12 protein-coding genes are annotated in these 20,071 nt (G+C 37.9%); 8 read left to right on the top strand and 4 right to left on the bottom strand.

The annotated features are described in order from the left end of the window. Positions 1 to 55 precede the first annotated feature (55 nt). Positions 56 to 2,287, top strand: a complete 2,232-nt coding sequence (locus BBI00_RS22225) for a CocE/NonD family hydrolase (protein WP_065401143.1) — start codon at positions 56 to 58, stop codon at positions 2,285 to 2,287. A gap of 523 nt (positions 2,288 to 2,810) precedes the next feature. Here BBI00_RS22225 and BBI00_RS22220 read toward each other — a convergent pair. From BBI00_RS22220 to BBI00_RS22205, 4 genes are all read right to left on the bottom strand, one after another. Beyond that, positions 2,811 to 3,767: a DUF3810 domain-containing protein gene (locus tag BBI00_RS22220; protein WP_228394820.1), complete on the bottom strand. Its 957-nt coding sequence runs from the start codon at positions 3,765 to 3,767 to the stop codon at positions 2,811 to 2,813. A 94-nt stretch (positions 3,768 to 3,861) separates the two neighbouring features. Then, complete coding sequence (locus BBI00_RS22215) at positions 3,862 to 5,307, bottom strand: MFS transporter (RefSeq protein ID WP_065401032.1); 1,446 nt, start codon at positions 5,305 to 5,307, stop codon at positions 3,862 to 3,864. Positions 5,308 to 5,346: 39 nt separating this feature from the next. Further along, entirely contained in the window at positions 5,347 to 6,075 is a 729-nt protein-coding gene (locus tag BBI00_RS22210; RefSeq protein WP_083988621.1) for a lysophospholipid acyltransferase family protein, read from the bottom strand. 3 nt (positions 6,076 to 6,078) lie between these two features. Beyond that, complete coding sequence (locus BBI00_RS22205) at positions 6,079 to 6,537, bottom strand: GtrA family protein (RefSeq protein WP_065401031.1); 459 nt, start codon at positions 6,535 to 6,537, stop codon at positions 6,079 to 6,081. Between the two features lie 365 nt (positions 6,538 to 6,902). Here BBI00_RS22205 and BBI00_RS22200 point away from each other — a divergent pair, with 365 nt between their 5' ends. From BBI00_RS22200 to BBI00_RS22170, 7 genes are all read left to right on the top strand, one after another. Continuing rightward, positions 6,903 to 7,166 (top strand): hypothetical protein, encoded by a 264-nt coding sequence (locus tag BBI00_RS22200; RefSeq protein WP_065401030.1) that lies wholly within the window; start codon positions 6,903 to 6,905, stop codon positions 7,164 to 7,166. Between the two features lie 85 nt (positions 7,167 to 7,251). Continuing rightward, the gene (locus BBI00_RS22195) at positions 7,252 to 8,103 is read left to right on the top strand and encodes an ATPase (RefSeq protein ID WP_065401029.1); all 852 of its coding nucleotides are present in this window, start codon (positions 7,252 to 7,254) and stop codon (positions 8,101 to 8,103) included. A 15-nt stretch (positions 8,104 to 8,118) separates the two neighbouring features. Continuing rightward, entirely contained in the window at positions 8,119 to 10,407 is a 2,289-nt protein-coding gene (locus BBI00_RS22190) for an NADP-dependent malic enzyme (RefSeq protein WP_065401028.1), read from the top strand. Positions 10,408 to 10,637: 230 nt separating this feature from the next. Continuing rightward, positions 10,638 to 11,222, top strand: a complete 585-nt coding sequence (gene ruvA, locus BBI00_RS22185; protein ID WP_065401027.1) for a Holliday junction branch migration protein RuvA — start codon at positions 10,638 to 10,640, stop codon at positions 11,220 to 11,222. Between the two features lie 57 nt (positions 11,223 to 11,279). Beyond that, positions 11,280 to 18,299 (top strand): T9SS outer membrane translocon Sov/SprA, encoded by a 7,020-nt coding sequence (gene sov, locus BBI00_RS22180; RefSeq protein WP_065401026.1) that lies wholly within the window; start codon positions 11,280 to 11,282, stop codon positions 18,297 to 18,299. Positions 18,300 to 18,405: 106 nt separating this feature from the next. Continuing rightward, positions 18,406 to 18,783 (top strand): glycine cleavage system protein GcvH, encoded by a 378-nt coding sequence (gene gcvH, locus BBI00_RS22175; protein ID WP_065401025.1) that lies wholly within the window; start codon positions 18,406 to 18,408, stop codon positions 18,781 to 18,783. After that, entirely contained in the window at positions 18,758 to 19,135 is a 378-nt protein-coding gene (locus BBI00_RS22170) for a VanZ family protein (protein ID WP_083988620.1), read from the top strand. The genes gcvH and BBI00_RS22170 overlap by 26 nt, the downstream gene beginning before the upstream one ends. Positions 19,136 to 20,071 lie beyond the last annotated feature (936 nt).

Here is a 20,071-nt window from a genome sequence, read left to right as displayed (position 1 = left end):
AATTTTTAAAAACAACATATAGCTGATGGAGGTATTGATCAACAATATTAAAAAAATGAATAAAAACAAATGGAGCTTGTTTTTTCTGTGTTTTGCATCTTATTGTTTTTCCCAGAAACTTTATTTTAAAAAGATAGAATTTGGAAATCCAGAATTTGAAAATAAATTACTTCTTCTTAATAAAGAGCTTATTAAAAATTATAAAGAAAAAGATTCTCTTAAATATCACGATAATTATTTTAGGTTTCAAATGCTTGATAAAGATTATAGTGGTGCTTTAAAAACCATATATAAGATACGTAATGCTTATAAGCAATCATATCCTTATTATTCCAAGATAATAGGTATTCAATTCGAACTATATTCATTAGTCAAAAACTCAACTAAAACTGCGGATATTGAACCTGTATATGAAAATATACTTAGAGAGAGATATAATCAGTTGCCAATACAGTCTAGATATTTAATTCCTGATTCATTTAAGTTTAAAAAAGACTTTAATAAAAATGAGGTAATTAAAATATTGAGTGATAGCATCAAAAATGATAGTATATCATTAAAAAATGCAGTTCTACTATGTAGGAATTATAATACTTATATTACTATAGAAAAAACTTTTTCTATAGCGGAATGTATCTTAAAAAAATTAGATAAAGAAGACATTTTAGCTAAAGATAGTATTATTATTAAAACACAAAAAGGTAATGAAATTGCCCTTTATTATGTTTTCAATAAAAGTGTAAAGCAACCTTCCATTTTACATTTTTCAGGCTATTCTCTTAATGGCGATTATTATAATTATAACTCAAAGATAAATGCTAATAGAGGTTATAATATTGTGAATGCATCAAGTAGAGGTATATATGCAAGTAATGATCAAATTATACCATTTGAATTTGAAATAAATGATGTAAACGAAGTAATAGAATGGATTACAAAACAGCCGTGGAGCAATGGAAAGATAGGAATGATTGGAGGAAGTTATGATGGCTTTAGCCAATGGGCGGCTACGAAAAGATTGCACCCTGCACTGAAAACAATAGTACCATCAGCGTCAGTAGGTTTTGGAATAGACTTTCCAATGTATAATAATTGTTTTAGTCCATACATGCTCCGCTGGTTAAGTTATGTAAAGAAAGAAACAGATTATAAACTCTTTAATGACGAAAAGGAATGGCTTTCTGTTTATAATTCTTATTATAAAAATGGAATTGCATTTAATAAACTGGATAGCCTTTACGGAGTAAAAAATCCTATTTTTCAGGAATGGTTGAAACACCCTTCTTTTGATAGATTCTGGCAATCTAAGATACCTTATAAAAAAGATTTTTCTAAGATTAATATTCCAGTTTTAACTTTTACAGGATATTATGATGCGGATCAAAGAGGTGCAATGTATTATTTTAATGAGCATCATAAATACAATAAAAATGCAGAACATTATTTGGTTATGGGCCCTTTTGGGCATGCTGGCGTAGTATCAGGAGTAGATGAAAATTATAAGGGATATGCAATTGATCCTGTAGCCAATATTGATATAGAAGATATTTCTTACCAGTGGTTTGATTATATTTTGAAAGGGAGTAAGAAGCCTGAGTTTTTAAAAGGGAAAGTGAATTTTCAAATAATGGGTGCTAATGAATGGCAGAGTGCTAAAAGCATCGATGAATTAAGCAGTGGAAAGCTGAAGTTGTTTTTTAATAAAACCAAATTACAGGAATCAAAGCCTGAACCGGGTTTTATTGCTCAAAAAATTGATTTCTTTAATAGAGAAGATACACTGAAGAGCCTGGATAGCGAAAAAATACTTGACACCATAATAGATAAATCATTCATAAAATATAAACTTATTTTTGAAAGTGATGTTTTTGATAAACCGGTTGAAATCATTGGTAATTTCACTGGGGAATTAATAGCTTCTATTAATAAAAAAGATATGGATATTACTATGGAGTTTTATGAGAAGCTATCTACCGGGCAGTATCTTAAATTAGCTCATGATTATTTTGCAAGAGCAAGCTATGCCAAAGATAATACTAAAAGGAATTTGTTAAAACCATTTGTAAAAGAATCTATTCCCATACATAATACTTTTTCTACAGGAAGAAGAATACAAAAAGGAAGTAAACTTATAGTGGTTTTAGGAATCCGAAAAAGTGCAGATGCTCAAATAAATTATGGAACGGGAAAAGATGTAAGTACTGAAACCATTGCGGATGCGAAAGAACCTTTGGATATTAAATGGTATACCGATAGTTATATAGAAGTTGCTCTTTTAAAAAAATAAAATGTTCCGATTTCTTATATTTGATAATTCAATAACTTCTGACATTTCTTATAAGAAATTTTAAAATCATATTTTCTCCGGAGACACTAGTATTTTTTAATCACAAAAATGACTTCATCTGAGGATAATTAATGGAATACAAATTTTAGAATTATATCATAATAAAAATGTAAATAACTCCAATTTTTCATCCGTTGAAAAAACAGGAAAATAGCGGTGTTATATTTTTAAACAAATGATTGATTTTGTAAAATATTTCTATGTTAAATCCCTTTTGGTTGAATTTACTTTGTAATATAGTGAAATTAATTGTGATTTATATGGTTGGTGATTGAACTCAAAAAAACTTAAAAAATCATAAAGTTTTCATAAAGTTTTAAAAAAGGAGATAAATGTTTTTGTATTTATAAAATATGTCGTACTTTTACATCGCCTTGAATGAGGGAACAAGTCAAGGTAATAAATTTTTTTTCATCATTTGTGTTTTTAGAATCGTATCGCCTGATACGATTCTTTTTTTATGCTATTTTTCGTAGTTGAGAAGAAGATCTATAAAGTAGGAATAGGTAACCGAACCTTCCTGCTGATTCGTTTTTAAAAACAAATTATTGGTGAACCCAAAGAATTCATCCAGCCATCCCTGGTGACGGAAGATGAAACTTCTCTCATAGGCACGGTCTCTTTTCATGGCAGGAGAATAATTGTTCAGGACAGACTTTACAAACTCAGGATCCTCTTCCGCAATGAACCTTAAAAGACTTTTCAAGGTAAAATATTCAGTACTGTATCTGAGGTCTGAATTGCCGGAGTGAATACCTAGTAAATAGCCCACAAAATTGGCTTCCTGTTCCCTGGCGAAACCAAGCTGATGAGAACTTTCATGAGCGGTGGTAAAAGGAACAAATGTGGAAGGAAGCTCAGAATTGTATTGCGCTTCCGCAGTGAAAGGATTATAATAGCCCAGAATGCCCGTAAAACTCATGATATTTTTAAATAAGCTGGGTTTGATTGCTAAAACCTGCGGTGCTTTTTTATCTGAAGTATATTGAGGCAGTTTTGTCTGCTGGTGAAGAATTTCCTGTTGTACAGATTTCAGGTCGGTAATCACGAAGATTCCATGATGATCTTCACGTACGGCAGTTCGTGATACCTTGCATTTTTCAAGATACCGGAGAGCCAGTTCTTTGGCTTTTGTGATATCAGGCTTTTTTTGATTTTCAAGCTTCCTGATGATAGGCGTCTGAAAATAGAGCATTCCCCAGAATACCTGATAGCTGAAATAGAAGATGTTCACCACGATCAGGATCTTCATCACGGCCATGCTCCTTTTTTTCTTCCAGAATAAACATATCAGACAATAAAGAAAAAAAACTCCCAGAAGAATATATATAAGATCCCCCATAGAAAACGGAATCCGGCTGAACAGCATCTGGTGGATTTTCTTTTGCAACTCAAAGAATTTTTCAAAAAAAGAAACCATCCGTGATGACTTCGAGAAACTGTAAAACAAAAGAAATTGGGCAAGTAATAAACCTGCCCAAAACCTTTTCTTCTTATATATTGTTTTTGTTATTTTAATGACCATTTCCTTTGGTTATCTTATCCAGATCAATGCCCTGGGCTTTCAGAATTCCCGTTACACGGATCGCATAGAATGCAAGATAAGCAAAACAGGCAACCCCTACAATATAACTGAAATGAATATTGGTAATATCAGCAATATATCCCTGGATAAAACTTACAATACCTCCTCCCATGATCATCATAATCAGGTACCCGGAACCCTGGTTGGTATGCTTTCCAAGTCCGTTAATTGCCAGAGCAAAGATGCACGGCCATAAGGTAGAACAGAAAAGACCTACACTGGTAAATGCATATACAGATACCATTCCTGAAGTAAACATTCCTATCAGTAAAGCGGTAATTCCTGCTAAAGAGAAGATCAGAAGCATTCTTGCCGGATTTCCTTTACTCATGATATCGCAGATGATCATTGCAATGATAACGAATCCATAAACGTAAAATGGAGAAAGATCATGCTTGGCAATAGCATTTACTAATAAAAATACACCGAATGCAAGATAAGGCGCTAAGAATCTTAAGATCTTTTTGAAACCGGCGCTGAAATCAAATGCCTCTACGGCACCCGTCCAACGGCCGATCATTAAAGATGCCCAGTATAAAGAGATATAGGGAGCTACTTCTTTGGTTTCAAAACCTAAGCCTTTTTCCATATAGGCAGGAAGGTTACTGGCGGTAGAAACTTCCACTCCTACATATACAAAAATCGCAATCATTCCCATGACCAGCTGAGGGTACTGGAAAGCAGAAGTTCTGTGCTCTCCCGGAGTTTTACTGTCTGTATCTTCAGTATTGGTAGGGGTCACGGCAGGAAGCGAAGAGAATTTAAGCATTAAGGCAACCAACGCAAAGGCAGCACCAAGGATCAGGTAAGGTGTCTTTACACTTTCGATGCTTGCTTCTGTATTGGCAGCGCTTGCAGAACCAAAAATGGCAAATGCAACGATAAGCGGCCCGATAGTGGTTCCCAGATTATTGATTCCCCCGGCCATTGTCAGTCTCTGAGATCCTGTTTCCGTAGGACCTACCTCAATAGCGAGCGGGTTGGCTACAATCTGTTGAAGAGAGAATCCTAAACCTACAATAAATAATCCTGAGATCATTAACGGGAAAGAGTGCATATTGGCTGCAGGATAGAACAGCAGCGTTCCCAGTGCGGAAATCAAAAGCCCCACAATAAGACCGTTTTTGTACCCGATTTTATTGATCAGGTCCTGTCTCAGGCTTTTTGAGACAATCATATAAATTAAAGAACCTACAGTATACGCAACATAAAAGCAGATCTGAACCAGCATACTTTCAGTTTGAGATAGATTGAAGGCTTTTTGAAAAACTGGGATAAGAATATCATTACTGGCTGCTACGAATCCCCAAAAGAAGAATACAGTAACCAATGGAATGAATTGGGCCCAATTGGTTTGTTTAGAATAATTTGACATATTTATTATAGATTTCACAAACAAATATAGCTATTTCCGTTAAATGGAATGCTTTAATAAAGTTTTTTTTATTTCCTGATAAGCCTCTTCTTTAAGGTCTTTGGGAGAATCGGAAGGCTCCAGAATTCCGTTGAAATAAACCCTGACTCTTCCAGGGTATCCTTTGCTGTTTTCAAAAGGAAACATCTCCTTAAGCCCGATAAATGTATACATGGCGATAGGAGAGTGATGTTTGGAAGACAGGATAAAAGCCCCGTCTTTAAAATCATCCAGAATTACAGACGTGTCATCAGGTACCCCTCCTTCCGGGAAAATTGCGATGCTGTTGCCTTCTTCCATCTTCTCAGCACATCTGCGGTATACATCAGCTCGGCTTCGGGCGCTCGTTCTGTCTACCATTACACATATCCTTTTATAGATCGTCCCGAAAATAGGAATCTTTACAAGCTCCTTCTTTCCCACAAAACAGATCGGATGATCGGGAAACAGAATGCAGGTAAGCATAATGTCCATGATCGATGTATGATTCGAGATGAAAACATATTCTTTATTTTTATCTTTCTTCTGTTCCGAAAGCTGGATGAGATCATACCGGAAACCCATTCCGTAAAACATACCATAGCACCAGATACGGACAAATTTATAAGCATACCGGTAATGCTTTTTATTGAAAGACAGAATATAGACAGGGATTCCGATAATTACCGTTAAAACAAATGCCAGTAGCAGAAGCCAGAATCTCCAGAGATAATTTAAAATTTTTGTCACCGCTTAACCGTTAAAAATTACTTTCTTTTTTACCGAATAGTTGAGGATGGACACCAGTAAGATTGCCGCAATTTTACTGATCATTTCCGGACTCAAGGTATAAAAAATTAAATTGATATTATCTTTAAATATAAAACTGTAAAATACCTGGAAGAAACCTAAACTCAGCAGCGTGGAAAAAAAAGAGACCACCATAAAATACGCAAACTCTTTTTTCTTGGAATGCTTTCCTCTTTCAAAAACAAACCAGATGCTCAGAAAGTAATTGGTAATGATCCCGCAGCTGGTCGAAAAGATGTTGCTTAACGGGTAGTGCACACCATAAAAATTGGTTTCTCTTGTCAAAAGCTGTGGGAGATAAGTGCTGAATAGCTTAAAGCTGCCGATTTCTACAACGGCGCTCAGTCCCCCTGCAATGATGAAGAACAGAACCTGTTTCTGGCGTATGAGTATTTCTTTCATTCAATTAATATAAAAACCTGAAAATGTATTCATACGGTGGCGGAGATCAGTCTTTTTTATAGCTGAAAAAATGCCTGACCTGTAGTATTCCGGCTACTGATCGTGGTTGATGATCACCGGTAATTACCATACATCCCCGTATGAGTATGCAAATTTATAACTATATGTTAAACACTGAAAAAAGTTGTTAAAATATTTTTTTAAATAAAAATTATTTCTAATTTTAATATTCAGAATGATGTAATAATAACCTGATAATAAATTCATTTTCAACGCCTTGTGTTGATGGTCTTTTCTATCTTGTAATGCGTGCTAGAGAGCATACTACTCCAAAATTTTATGACCCAACTGATAATAATATTTGTATGAAACGTCAAAACAAATACAGAAAATTCCAGCTTCAACAGAAAAATATTGAGGCTCTTGAGAAAGAAAGTTCCCGCTTCAAAAGAGTGTACTCCGAGTATGAAAATATGTCCAATGAACTTTGGAATCTTGAGAATTCCAGCGGTGAACCCGTTCCCGATGATTTTATTAATGCAATGGTTTTACAGGCTTCCTATCTGGAAGATGAAATTGAAGACTGGCTTCTCCAGTTCAACGAAAAAAAAACTCAGATTAAACATTAATGATTTTAGACAGCTTCCAGGTTGTTTTTAAACGCTAATTGAAGATAAATTCATAATTTAGCACCCTTAAATTAAAATCTAAAATATGGTTGCTATTGTAGATAGTGGTTCTACTAAATCGGATTGGGTGATCCTTGATGACTTTAAAAAAGTTTTTCTGAAAACAGAAACCATCGGCTTCAATCCGAATTTTATCAACAGAGAGCTTATTGCTCCGGAGATACAGAAAAATAGCAATCTGATATCGGTAAAAAATTCAATTACCAAAGTGTTTTTCTATGGTTCAGGATGTGGTGTGAAAAAAAACTGCGAAACCATAGAAGAAGAGCTGAAAAAGGTATTCGGAAAAGCAGACATCATCGTAAAAGAAGATCTGATGGCTGCTGCATATGCTGCATATAGCGGTAAACCTGCAATTGTGTGCATTCTGGGCACAGGATCAAACTCATGTTTTTTTGATGGGGAAACCCTGAAGATCGAACTGCCTTCACTTGGTTTCCTGATCGGAGATGAAGGAAGCGGCAGCGCTATCGGAAAGCAGTTGGTACGCAGATATTTTATGAAAAAACTGCCTGCTGATCTTCACCATGATTTTGAAGCAGATTACCAGCTTACCGTAGAAGATGCATTGAAAAATATGTACCATACGCCAAGGCCCAATGCTTATTTGGCCAACTTTACCAAATTTGTGATCGAAAGAAAAGAGCACCCTTATTTCAAAGACATGGTTTTTGAAGAAATGAAAAATTTCTTTGAATACCAGGTTCTTCCTTATGAGGAAGCTAAAGATGCTGAGATCAATTTCATCGGCTCTATCGCTTATTATTATGAAAATATACTGCGTTCTGTAGCTGCAGAACTGAATTTAAATGTGGGACATGTTGTTCAGAAACCAATTGAAAGCTTAGTAGATTACCACATTAAATATATCCTTTAACAAAAAACGAAATTTATGTCAAGTAACAACAATCGCGACGAAAAGAACTTTAGCCAGGCCGCGCTAGATTATCATAAAGCAGAACCTAAAGGAAAAATTGAAGTTATTCCATCGAAACCACACTCTTCTCAAAGAGATCTGTCATTGGCATATTCTCCGGGAGTAGCTGTTCCCTGTATGGAAATTCATGACAAGCCGGAAACCGTTTATGATTACACAGGAAAAGGAAACCTGGTAGCCGTAATTTCTAACGGTACTGCCGTACTTGGATTGGGAGACATCGGGGCTGAAGCTTCAAAACCCGTAATGGAAGGAAAAGGTCTTCTTTTTAAAATCTTTGCAGATATCAACGTTTTTGATATTGAAATTGATGAAAAGGATCCTGATAAATTTATTGAAATTGTAAAAGGTATTGCCCCTACTTTCGGAGGAATCAACCTTGAAGATATCAAAGCTCCTGAAGCATTTTATATAGAACAAAGACTGAAAGAGGAATTGAATATTCCTTTGATGCATGATGACCAGCATGGTACAGCCATTATTTCTGCGGCAGCACTGATCAACTCACTGCAGATTGCCAATAAGAATATTGAAGACGTGAAAATGGTGGTGAACGGAGCAGGTGCTGCTGCTATCGCATGTACCAAACTTTATATCTCATTGGGACTGAAAAAAGAAAACGTCCTGATGTGTGACAGCAAAGGAGTGATCAACCATAAGAGAGAAAACCTTACCCCTGAAAAATTAGACTTCATTGTGCAGACCGATATTGAAACACTTGAAGATGCTGTAAAAGGATCTGATGTTTTCGTTGGATTGTCTAAAGGAAATGTGATGACGCCGGAAATGCTGCTGGGCATGAACGAAAATCCAATCGTATTCGCTTTGGCTAACCCGGATCCGGAAATTGCTTATGACCTTGCCCTTGAAACCCGTAAAGACGTAATCATGGCGACAGGAAGAAGTGATTATCCTAACCAGGTAAACAACGTGCTTGGGTTCCCGTATATCTTCCGTGGTGCTTTGGATGTGCAGGCTACAGGAATCAATGAAGCGATGAAGCTGGCTGCCGTGCATGCTATTGCTGACCTGGCCAAAGAGCCGGTGCCGGAAGCTGTAATTTTGGCTTATAACGTTCAGAACTTACAGTTTGGAAGAGAATATTTCATTCCGAAACCATTTGACAACAGACTGATCACAAAAGTATCAAGCGCTGTAGCTAAAGCCGCTATGGAAAGTGGTGTTGCCAGAAAAGAAATCACTGACTTCGAAGAATACGAGCACCAGCTTTTAGACAGAATGGGAAGGGATGAGAGATTGGTAAGAATGATGCAGAGCCGTGCCAAATCCAATCCGAAGAGAATCACCCTTGGAAATGCTGAAGAATATAATGTACTGAAGGCTGCCCAGATCCTGTATGAAGAAGGAATCGCTTATCCAAGCCTTTTAGGAGATAAAAAATACATCAAGGAGCAGATGGAACGTTACGGAATCAGTCTGGATGTTCCGATCATTGATCCAAGTGATGACGATCAGAAAGAAAACAGAAAAAAATACAGGGAAACCCTTTGGAAACTTCGTCAGAGAAAAGGAATGAATGAGTACAAGGCGAAGAGATATGTTCGTCAGAGAGACTATTTCGGACCTTTAATGCTGAAACATGGTGATACAGACGGGCTTATCGTAGGATTCTCTAAAAACTATACTTCAGTATTACGTCCTGTTCTGGAAGTTATTGAAAAAGATAAAGGAGTAGATAAAGTAGCGGCGATGATGATGATCCTGTCTGAAAAGAAACCTATTTTCTTCGCAGATACTTCCATCAATCAGAACCCTACGGCTGAAGACCTTGTGAATATTGCTAAAATGGCAGAATTTACCGTTAAATCTTTCGCTATTGAGCCGAGAATTGCAATGCTTGGATTCGAAAACTTTGCTGCGATCTCTGAAACGTCCAAGAAAGTGGCTAAAGCAGTAAGCATCCTTCACGAGAAATATCCTAAAATGGTTGTTGATGGTGAAATTCAGCCTGATTTTGCAATGAATGCAGATCACCTGAGCGATTATCCATTCTCAAAACTGGGAACTACACCGGCCAATACATTCATCTTCCCGAATCTGGAAAGTGCCAACCTTTCTTATAAAATCCTGAGAGGAATGAAAGTAGCACAGGTAATCGGACCGATCCTTATGGGACTGAAGCAGCCGGTACACGTACTTCAGATGCGTTCAAGTGTAGACGAGATCGTAAACCTTGCCACTATTGCAGTATTGGATGCCCAGAGAAGAGAAAAAAAAGCTTAAGATGATGAGGAAGAGCTGATAATCAGCGATCCCCGTTCATATCTTCCAGATTAAAAAAGACACTTTAATAGAGTGTTCACATAGTACAGAGACTCCATATTTTGGAGTCTTTTGTTTTTATGTTAATTCCTTGAATTCTCATTTAAAATTTAAGTTAAAAGGCATTCGTACATGAAATGAAAATATTAATTAGTTTAAATTGCTATATTTGGGAGTTTTAAAAATTAATAATGATATTTTCTTTACAAGGCACAGTTCAGGAACTTACGCCTACCTACGCCGTTATCAATGTACAGGGAGTTGGTTACTACGTGGGAATCAGTTTAATGACCTCACAGACGCTGGTTTTGAATCAGCAGACCTTTCTATTTATACAGCAGATCATCCGTGAAGATGCTCATCTTCTCTTTGGCTTTAACACTCGTTCAGAAAAAGAAATGTTCAACCTGTTAATAAGCGTTAACGGAGTAGGAGCTGTTTCTGCCCTTATTCTGCTGTCTACATTAAGTCTTGACGAGATAGCATCAGCAATACTTTCAGGCAACAGTGCTCTGATTCAGAAAGCCAAAGGAATCGGTGCCAAAACTGCCGAAAGAATTATTGTTGATCTTAAAGATAAAGTGCAGAAATTCAGCGATCCTGCTTTGAATATTTCTGCTCCGGCAGATAATAAAATCAAGGATGAAGCGTTATCTGCATTAGAAGTTTTAGGGATTCCTAAACGTACCAGCGAAAAGATTGCCGACAGAATATTAAAACAGAATCCAGGCGTCTCGGTAGAAGAATTGGTTAAACAAATTTTAAAAAACATTTAACATTTGGTGGCGAATAATAAGCATCTTAACATATTTTTGTTCCTGTCGTTCCTGTGTATGTCTGTAAGTGCCTTTGCACAGCAGAAAAATGACACACTGATCATCAGAAAAGAATATGAAGTGGCCGACCCTACGAGGTATGAAGCCTACTACGATATCAAAACCGGGATGTACTATGTATACCCCAAGATCGGAAATACCATCACAGGACCTCCCACTGCCATGTCTCCGGAAGAGTATAAAGAATATATGCTCGCCACCCAGACAAAAGCATATTATAAGGAGAAATCTGATAAATATAACCTTCTTTTCAGAAAAGACAGGTCAGATGCAAGAAAAAAAGGGCTGATCCCCTCACTGTTGATCAATAACAGGCTGTTCGAAACCATTTTCGGAGGCAATAAGATCGAAATTATTCCTTCAGGATATGCTTCTCTTGATTTTGCCGGACTTTACCAGAAAATAGACAACCCGATGATCCTGCCACAAAACAGGACCAGTTTTACCTTTGATATTGATCAGAGAATCCAGCTGGGATTATTGGGGAAAGTTGGGGAAAACCTTCAGTTAAAAGCCAATTATGATACCCAGAGTGGTTTTGCCTTTGAAAACAGGATGAATCTCGTCTGGCAGGCAAAAGGAAGCTGGAAAGATTTACAGCAGAAAGGCCTTGGAGACATAGATAAACCGAATGCAGGCGGTGAAGATAAAATCATCAAAAGAGTAGAATTCGGTAACGTTAATATGCCGCTTTCTACAAGTCTGATCCGTGGTTCACAATCCTTATTCGGGGTGAAGACAGAGTTCCAGCTGGGAAAAACCTTCGGAACCGTTGTCCTTTCCCAGCAACAGGGGGAAGCCCGTAATATTGTTGTACAGGGAGGAGGTGCAGTGAACAATTTCAAAGTCAATGCCATTGATTATGAGGAAAATCAGCACTTCTTCATAGGGCACTATTTCCTGAATAAATACGATGGCGCCTTAATTAATTATCCGCAGATCAATTCCACCATCAACATCACCAGAATGGAAGTTTGGGTGCTGGATCAGGGAAATAGTAACCTGGCTTATCAGAAGAGTATTATCGGGATCCGGGATCTGGGAGAAGGAGCCGGTGGTTCTGCTTTTCCGGATAACTCTGTGAACAACCTGTATGACAACATATCAGCTGCTGCAGGAACCAGAGAAGCAGGTAAAAACTATGGAACGATTTTCCAGGGGCAGACATTTGGTGGAGTAACTTATGATAACGGAGAAGAATTTATTTATAATACCAAAGCCAGAAAACTTAACGCCAGTGAATTTACATTCCAGCCACAGTTAGGATATATTTCCTTAAACCAGAAACTTAATGAAAATCAGCTTTTGGCGGTTTCGTACTCCTATACGATGAACGGAAGTAATAAAGTATATAAAGTAGGGGAGTTCTCTGAAGAAAGCCCGGTGCTGATTACCAAAGTACTGAGAGTAAATAACAGAGTGAATACGGAGTCTCCGATGTGGAAGCTGATGATGAAGAATATCTATTCTATAGATGCCGGTCAGGTATCTCAGGATGGTTTCATTCTTAACGTATACTACAGAGATCCGGCTTCAGGAGGTAAAATCAATTATATTCCGCCTAAAAAAGAACAGAACCTATTGAGATTGTTCAACTGGGACCGTCTGAACATGAACGGAGACATCCAGAATAACAAAGACGGCAGTAAAGGAGACGGTATTTTTGACTTTGTCAACGGAATTACCATCAGACCGGAAACCGGCAGGATTATTTTTACCAAAGTCGAACCTTTTGGGCAATATATGGAAGACGTACTGGGAAGCAATGACCCGCAGTATGTATTCCACGACCTTTACGATAAGCAGAAGCAGTATGCTGTATCCAGTAACCTTTCACAGCGATATACGATGGAAGGCCGTTATAAAGGAGTTCAGGGACAGGGGATCTCTTTAGGAGCAGTAAACGTTCCGCAGGGATCGGTGAAAGTTGCCGCAAATGGAGTACAGCTTACAGAAGGAGTAGACTATACTGTGGACTATATGCTCGGAACAGTTACTATCATCAACGAAAATGTAAAACAATCCGGGCAGGCCATCAATATTTCACTGGAAAACCAATTAACCTTCAATACCCAAAGAAAAAGGTTCTTGGGATTAAACCTTGAAAGAAGATTTAACGAAAACTTCGTTTTAGGGGGAACCGTAATTAATTATTCGGAATCTCCGCTGACCCAGAAAGTGAATTTCGGACAGGAAGCCGTGAATAATACCATGGCAGGGATCAACCTGATGTATAACAACCAGGCACCTTTCCTGACAAGGCTTACGAATAAACTCCCGATGGTAAAGACAGAAGCACCATCCAACTTAAACTTTAAGATGGAAGCTGCCTATCTGATGCCGGGATTAAATAAAGGAACCAATAACCAGTCTTATATAGATGACTTTGAGCAGACAACCTCAAAGATCTCTTTAAAAGAACCGGCTGCATGGAGCCTGGCTTCAAGACCGGAGAAAAACAAATTGCCGCCATTCAGCAGTGTCCCGAACAATGATGACATCACAACCGGTTATGGAAGAGGATTGTTGTCATGGTATAATATTGACCCTAGATTCTGGGGAGTGGGAGGAAGAGCTCCGGGAGGAATTACCCCGCAGTCCGTATCCAACCACGCATCAAGAAGAGTTCAGTATTCAGAGATCTATAACAACAGGGATTTCGTAGCGGGAGAGCAGACTTTCACCAATACATTTGATATCTCTTATTATCCTAAGGAAAGAGGTCCATACAACGTGAATACTGCAACAGAGCAGGCACAGAGCAGATGGGCAGGGATCATGAGACCGATCAGCGTACCGAACTTTGTAACTTCCAATATCGAATATGTTGAATTCTGGATGATGGATCCTTATGCAGACGGTAATACCCTGGGAAATGACCCGAAACTATTATTACATTTAGGAAACGTTTCCGAAGATGTACTGAAAGACGGAAAAATGCTGTATGAAAACGGACTTCCAACATCGGGATCACCATCCTCAACGACGAGTTCCAATTGGGGAACACAGCCAAAACAGCCACCTATTCTGTATGCATTCTCTACAGAAGGAGAAGACAGAAGAAGACAGGATGTAGGATATGATGGTCTGAGCTCAGATCAGGAAGCAATGAAATTCGGGAATACATTTGTAAACCCGGTAACCAATGTGTCTGACCCGGCACTAGATGACTTTGTATTCTATCTTTCGGATAAATTTACCGGAAGCCAGGCCAGCTCTGTTGTTGAGCGTTACAAATACTTTAGAAATCCGGACGGAAACTCAGAGGCCAATTCACTGAATGTGGCATCACAGACTCCGGATGCAGAAGATATCAACAAGGATTATAACCTTGACCAGACAGAAAACTACAACCAGTATGTTATTAAGCTTGATAAGAGCAATCTTGTATTAGGACCGGATAATCATATTGTTGATGTAAAAACCGTAAAAGCAAACTTCCAGAACGGGCAGTCTGCCGATGTGAAATGGTACCTTTTCAGAGTTCCTGTTGCCAACTTTGACAAAGCCGAAGGAACAGCAGATCCGTCTGTTTTAAATAACGTAAGATTTGCGAGATTGATGCTGACAGGGTTTGACCAGACTTCTACTTTGAGATTTGCAACCATGGATCTTGTAAGATCAGACTGGAGAAAATATCCTAATAAAATATTCAGTTTCAATGTTCCTGGTAGTGTGGAAGGAACAGGGCTTGTAGAAGATCCTGCTTTTGAAGTAGGAAGTGTAAACATTGAAGAAAATGCTTTGAATACACCTCCATATGTGTTGCCTCCGGGAATTGACAGACAGGTACTGAGTGGAAATGCAGGAGCTCAGAGACAGAACGAGGCATCTCTTTACATGAGAGTAAGGAATCTGAAAGGAGAAGCAAGAGGGGTATTCAAGAATACAACATTGGATATGAGAAGATACAAGAAACTGAAGCTTTTTGTACACGCTCATACTACCGAGAGAGATGCTGATGATGGTATCATGGATCCTAAAACCAAATTCTTTATCCGTTTTGGTTCCGATGCTACAGATAACTATTATGAATATGAAAGCTCTTTGCAGTTAACTAAAACTACAGCAACGGCTCCTATGGATATCTGGCCGATGGAAAATGAAGTGAACTTTAATGTTCAGGATTTTGTAGACGCCAAAATAAGAAGGGATAAATCCGGAGTTGCCATTACGGAGAGAACAACAGATCCGGTATTTAATGAAACCAATAAAAATATTTACATTAAAGGACGTCCGAGTTTAGGGAATATTACCACCATTATGATTGGGGTCAGAAATGCTGACCGTGAAAAAACGATAAGCAGGGTTCTTTGGGTAAATGAAATCCGTCTTTCTGAAATTGAAAACGATGGCGGATATGCAGGAAATGCAAGCTTGAATTTCAACCTGGGAGACTTTGCAACCGTTAATACCAGCGCTTCCTATACATCCGTCGGTTTCGGAAATATAGATTCAAAACCTGCAGAAAGAAATCAGTCTACACAATCGGCATTCAGTATCAATACTGCGATCAATGTAGATAAATTCCTTCCGGAAAAAACAGGGGTGAAAATTCCTGTGAACTATTCTTACTCACAGACCATTGAAGATCCGAAGTACAACCCTCTGGATACCGATGTGGAATTCAGTAAGGCTCCCAACAAAGACCAGCTGAAGAAAGTAGCAAGAACTTATACGCAGCAGAGAAGTATCGGGGTGGTCAATATGCATAAGGAAAGAGTAAACCCGAATAAGAAACCTAAATTCTACGATATTGAAAACGTTTCGGTAACTGCCGTTTACAACGATGATTACTTCAGGGATATTTATACCAAGAGAAACTACAGACAATATCTGAGAGGGTATATAGATTACAATTATACCTTCAAACCGTGGGTGCTGAAACCTTTCAACAAGATGATCAGCGATACGGCAAAATCAACAAAATACCTGAGATGGGTGAAAGAATTCAACATCAATCCAATTCCTACAAGATTATCTTTCAGAACGGAAATCGACAGGAATTACAACGAGCTTGAATTCAGAAATGTAGAAGCGATTCTAAATGGTAATGCAGGAGGCGATTTTGATGCGATCAGAAACAGAAACTTCTATTTTGGATGGCAGTACGGATTAGGATTCAATTTCACAAAATCATTAAAACTGGAAATCAATTCTGCAACCAGAACCCTTAATGATAACCTGGATGCGAACTTAATGGACAGTAAGTCGATCTTCGGAAATGTATTCAGAGCGGGTAGACCGGTATTGTATAATCACAGAGCACAGCTGAACTATAAACTTCCGTTCCAGTATCTGCCTTATTTAGACTTTATTGACGCTGAGGTAGGATATGGATTTACCTATAACTGGAATGCAAGATCTACATCCATGTTAGGATTTGTAGATCCGAACAACAGACCGGTAAGCTTAGGTTCCATAGGCCAGAACACCAATGTGATCCAGGTTACCGGATCTGCAGATCTGCCTAAGTTCTTCGGACAGTTTAATTATTTTAAAAATATCAATGCCAAACTTCAGAAACGTAAACAGGAAATGGATTCCCTGAACAACGTCTATACGAAGCAGTGGGATAAAAACAGATACAGATATAAGAAATACAAATTCAAAAACAGATTAACTATCCCTCAGAGTGCAGCATTCTTCCTGACTTCTTTCAAGCAGTTGAATGTTAGCTATAACGAAAATAACGGTACTGTACTTCCGGGATTGATTTCTGCACCTAACTGGTATGGTTATGGCCAGACATTAGGAGGACCTACAATAGGATTCCTTCTGGGATCACAGGCTGATATCAGAAGAACAGTAATGGAAAACGGATGGGTAAGTAATTCCGAATTTATGACAGATCCGTATGTAAGAATGTCTACCAAAGAATTAAGGGCAGACTTACAGATGATGCCGATCAATGATTTCAGAATTGACCTTAATGTGCTGCATACGTATAACAGTAACTTCTCACATACAGGATTCAATTATACCAATAACGGAGTTTCGGATCCTGACTTTACATTTGCCAATGAAATGGTGACGTACTCTAACTCTACCATGCTGCTGAAGACTTCATTTAAAGAAGGTCAGGCAGTCTACCAGGCGCTTAGAGATAATGCAAGAGCACTGTCACAGCAATTGGGAGGTCCGGGTGCTGTACTGGATAATAATGGCTTTGCCGAGCATTACAGTATTGGAAATGCCTACGTATTGATTCCGGCATTCAAAGCAGCGATGGAAGGGAAATCCGTAACACCGCTGGGTAATCCTAAAAAAGCAGGATTCCCGTTGCCAAACTGGAGAATTACCTATTCAGGATTGAAAAACATCCCGATCATCAGCGGACAGTTTACTAAGTTTGATGTATTACACAGTTATACCGCTACTTACACCGCAACAGGAATTCAGAGGAACGTAGACTATCATGGTAATCCTAACGGATACTATCAGTCGGTAGATCCTTCAGGAACTGTTATCAAAAATGGAGGAGATAAGATCAATCCTTATACATTTGCTCAGGTAGGATATGTAGAATCTTTCTCACCGCTTATCGGGATAGATGTTACCATGAGAAACAATATGCAGTTTGGGTTACAGTACAACAAAACCAGAATGATGGTATTGGGATTGGTGAACCAGACACTTACTGAAGATGCCAATACAGAATATGTGGTAAGACTTGGGTATATTGTCCGAAACTTCAGATTGGGAACGGCCAACATCAGAGGAAGAGGAACCAGAGGAAAAGGAAGCGACCTGAACATCAGGGGAGATATTTCACTGAGAGACAGTAAAACTTCCATTATGAATATCCTGTTAAATGATTCTCAGGTGACAGGAGGGCAGAAGCTCATGAACATTAAACTTTCTGCAGATTATAATGTTTCCGAAAATCTTAACCTGAGGGTATTCTACGAACAGATGACCTCCAAATATAAAATTTCGACAGCATTCCCATTATCTACCATCAGAGCGGGTATTTCTGCAACATTTACATTCGGAGAGTCCGGAGGCGGATTCTAAAACCATACAAACATAAAAGTCCTTCAGCTTTGAAGGACTTTTTTTATATCCAATATTTGAAGCTACTATATTTTTGAATACATTTGTACAAAATAAAAATTTAAAAATGAACACACCATCAGAATTAAAGTACACGAAAGATCACGAATGGATCAAGATTGAAGGGAATGTAGCTACAATCGGTATTACAGACTTCGCTCAGGGAGAACTTGGAGATATCGTATATGTAGATGTAGATACTGTAGATGATGACCTTAACGGAGGAGACGTTTTCGGAAGTGTAGAAGCGGTAAAGACTGTTTCTGATCTATTCTTACCTATTGCAGGAAAGGTTATTGAATTTAATTCAGACTTAGAAGATCAGCCTGAGCTGTTAAATACAGATCCTTATGGAGACGGATGGATCATTAAATTGGAAATTGCTGATGGAGCAGATCAGTCTGAGTTACTTTCTGCAGATGATTACAAAGCGATCATTGGATAAGATTTCAAAAATATTCAGTAAGATATTGCCCATTTATTGGGCATTTCTTACTTATATGCTTCTCAAGCCGGGAGAAGAAAACCATGAATATTGGTTCATGTTCAGCGGAATAGACAAAGTTCTGCACCTGTGCATTTTTGCTGCACTCGGATTCTGTTTTATCGCAGCATTCCCCAAAATAAAATTTTCGTACTTTTTCCAGATCATCCTTATATACGCTTTTCTTACCGAAATCCTGCAGGAAGAAATGGGACTCGGCAGATCCATGGAAACCCTGGATATTGTGGCAGACACTATAGGATGCCTTATCGGTTACTGGACGTATAAGTTTTTGATGAAACGGTTTTTCTGATTCTTTTCAGAATTAAACTTTATCCGGATGAGGTTTCTGATCTCTCTCAAACTATTTTACTCTCAGCTATTCAATTTCTCAGCTATTTTCAGGAGCTATTTCCCGCTATCCACTCATACTCCTCACGCCTTTCGCTTCCAGGCTGCAAGCCGGCGGCTCTCCGGTCTATGCTGCGGGGTAACCGTTCCTATCGGGGCTAGGGTAGAGGTCATATTAATAACCATTAAGATGCTTGCCACAATTGTAAGATCTAAACAGGATATTTTTATTTAACACAATATAATTCAGATAAGCCTTGTATTGATCCTAAAAATAACAGATTTTAAAATTCGCAATAATTCTTATAGTAAACTTATTCAAAGGAGTCCGCTATTTTCTCCGGATTAACTTTTTACTTTTTATTCTCTATTCTTTATTATTCTGAATTGATCATTCAACACAGATCTATTTCTTTATATCATTACTATTGTTATCCACGGTCTATTGTCATCCTGTAAGGATCTGAACAACATATTTCCTCTGATCATGATTATGAAACAAATATAAATTCAATAGGAGCGGGCTTTAGTCCGTTCAAATAAAATAAGCTCACAACAACTGGCTGTAACTAAAACCTAGAAAACTCTATACAATATAATATATATAGTATTGATATCTGAAAATCCCTGTCATATCACCCCGGAAACGACATCAGAACCCTTTTGAAAAATAATTCCACTATTGTGGATAAGTGTTAATAAGTATGTAAAAGTAATTCAATCAATTATTTATGTTGTGCAGTTACCAACAATTGAATAATGTATGTAAACTTTATGTTAAATAAACTTGTTTTGCTTTATTATAAGTTGTTATCTTTGCCCCACTGAAAAACGAAAGACATTCAGTAAGCGCAGAAGAGCTTTTAGATAAGCAGAAACGATATACTTTTCAAGAGAG

Source organism: Chryseobacterium arthrosphaerae, assembly GCF_001684965.1.
Lineage (GTDB): Bacteria > Bacteroidota > Bacteroidia > Flavobacteriales > Weeksellaceae > Chryseobacterium > Chryseobacterium arthrosphaerae.
The sequence above is the reverse complement of the archived record's forward strand: the minus strand, read 5'-3'. Positions and strand labels throughout refer to the sequence as shown.

Coding starts and splice junctions, on each gene's coding strand:
- BBI00_RS22225 (WP_065401143.1), top strand. CDS start 56: ATGAATAAAAACAAATGGAGCTTGTTTTTTCTGTGTTTTGCATCTTAT.
- BBI00_RS22220 (WP_228394820.1), bottom strand. CDS start 3,767: ATGGTTTCTTTTTTTGAAAAATTCTTTGAGTTGCAAAAGAAAATCCAC.
- BBI00_RS22215 (WP_065401032.1), bottom strand. CDS start 5,307: ATGTCAAATTATTCTAAACAAACCAATTGGGCCCAATTCATTCCATTG.
- BBI00_RS22205 (WP_065401031.1), bottom strand. CDS start 6,537: ATGAAAGAAATACTCATACGCCAGAAACAGGTTCTGTTCTTCATCATT.
- BBI00_RS22200 (WP_065401030.1), top strand. CDS start 6,903: ATGAAACGTCAAAACAAATACAGAAAATTCCAGCTTCAACAGAAAAAT.
- BBI00_RS22195 (WP_065401029.1), top strand. CDS start 7,252: ATGGTTGCTATTGTAGATAGTGGTTCTACTAAATCGGATTGGGTGATC.
- BBI00_RS22190 (WP_065401028.1), top strand. CDS start 8,119: ATGTCAAGTAACAACAATCGCGACGAAAAGAACTTTAGCCAGGCCGCG.
- ruvA (WP_065401027.1), top strand. CDS start 10,638: ATGATATTTTCTTTACAAGGCACAGTTCAGGAACTTACGCCTACCTAC.
- sov (WP_065401026.1), top strand. CDS start 11,280: ATGTCTGTAAGTGCCTTTGCACAGCAGAAAAATGACACACTGATCATC.
- gcvH (WP_065401025.1), top strand. CDS start 18,406: ATGAACACACCATCAGAATTAAAGTACACGAAAGATCACGAATGGATC.
- BBI00_RS22170 (WP_083988620.1), top strand. CDS start 18,758: ATGATTACAAAGCGATCATTGGATAAGATTTCAAAAATATTCAGTAAG.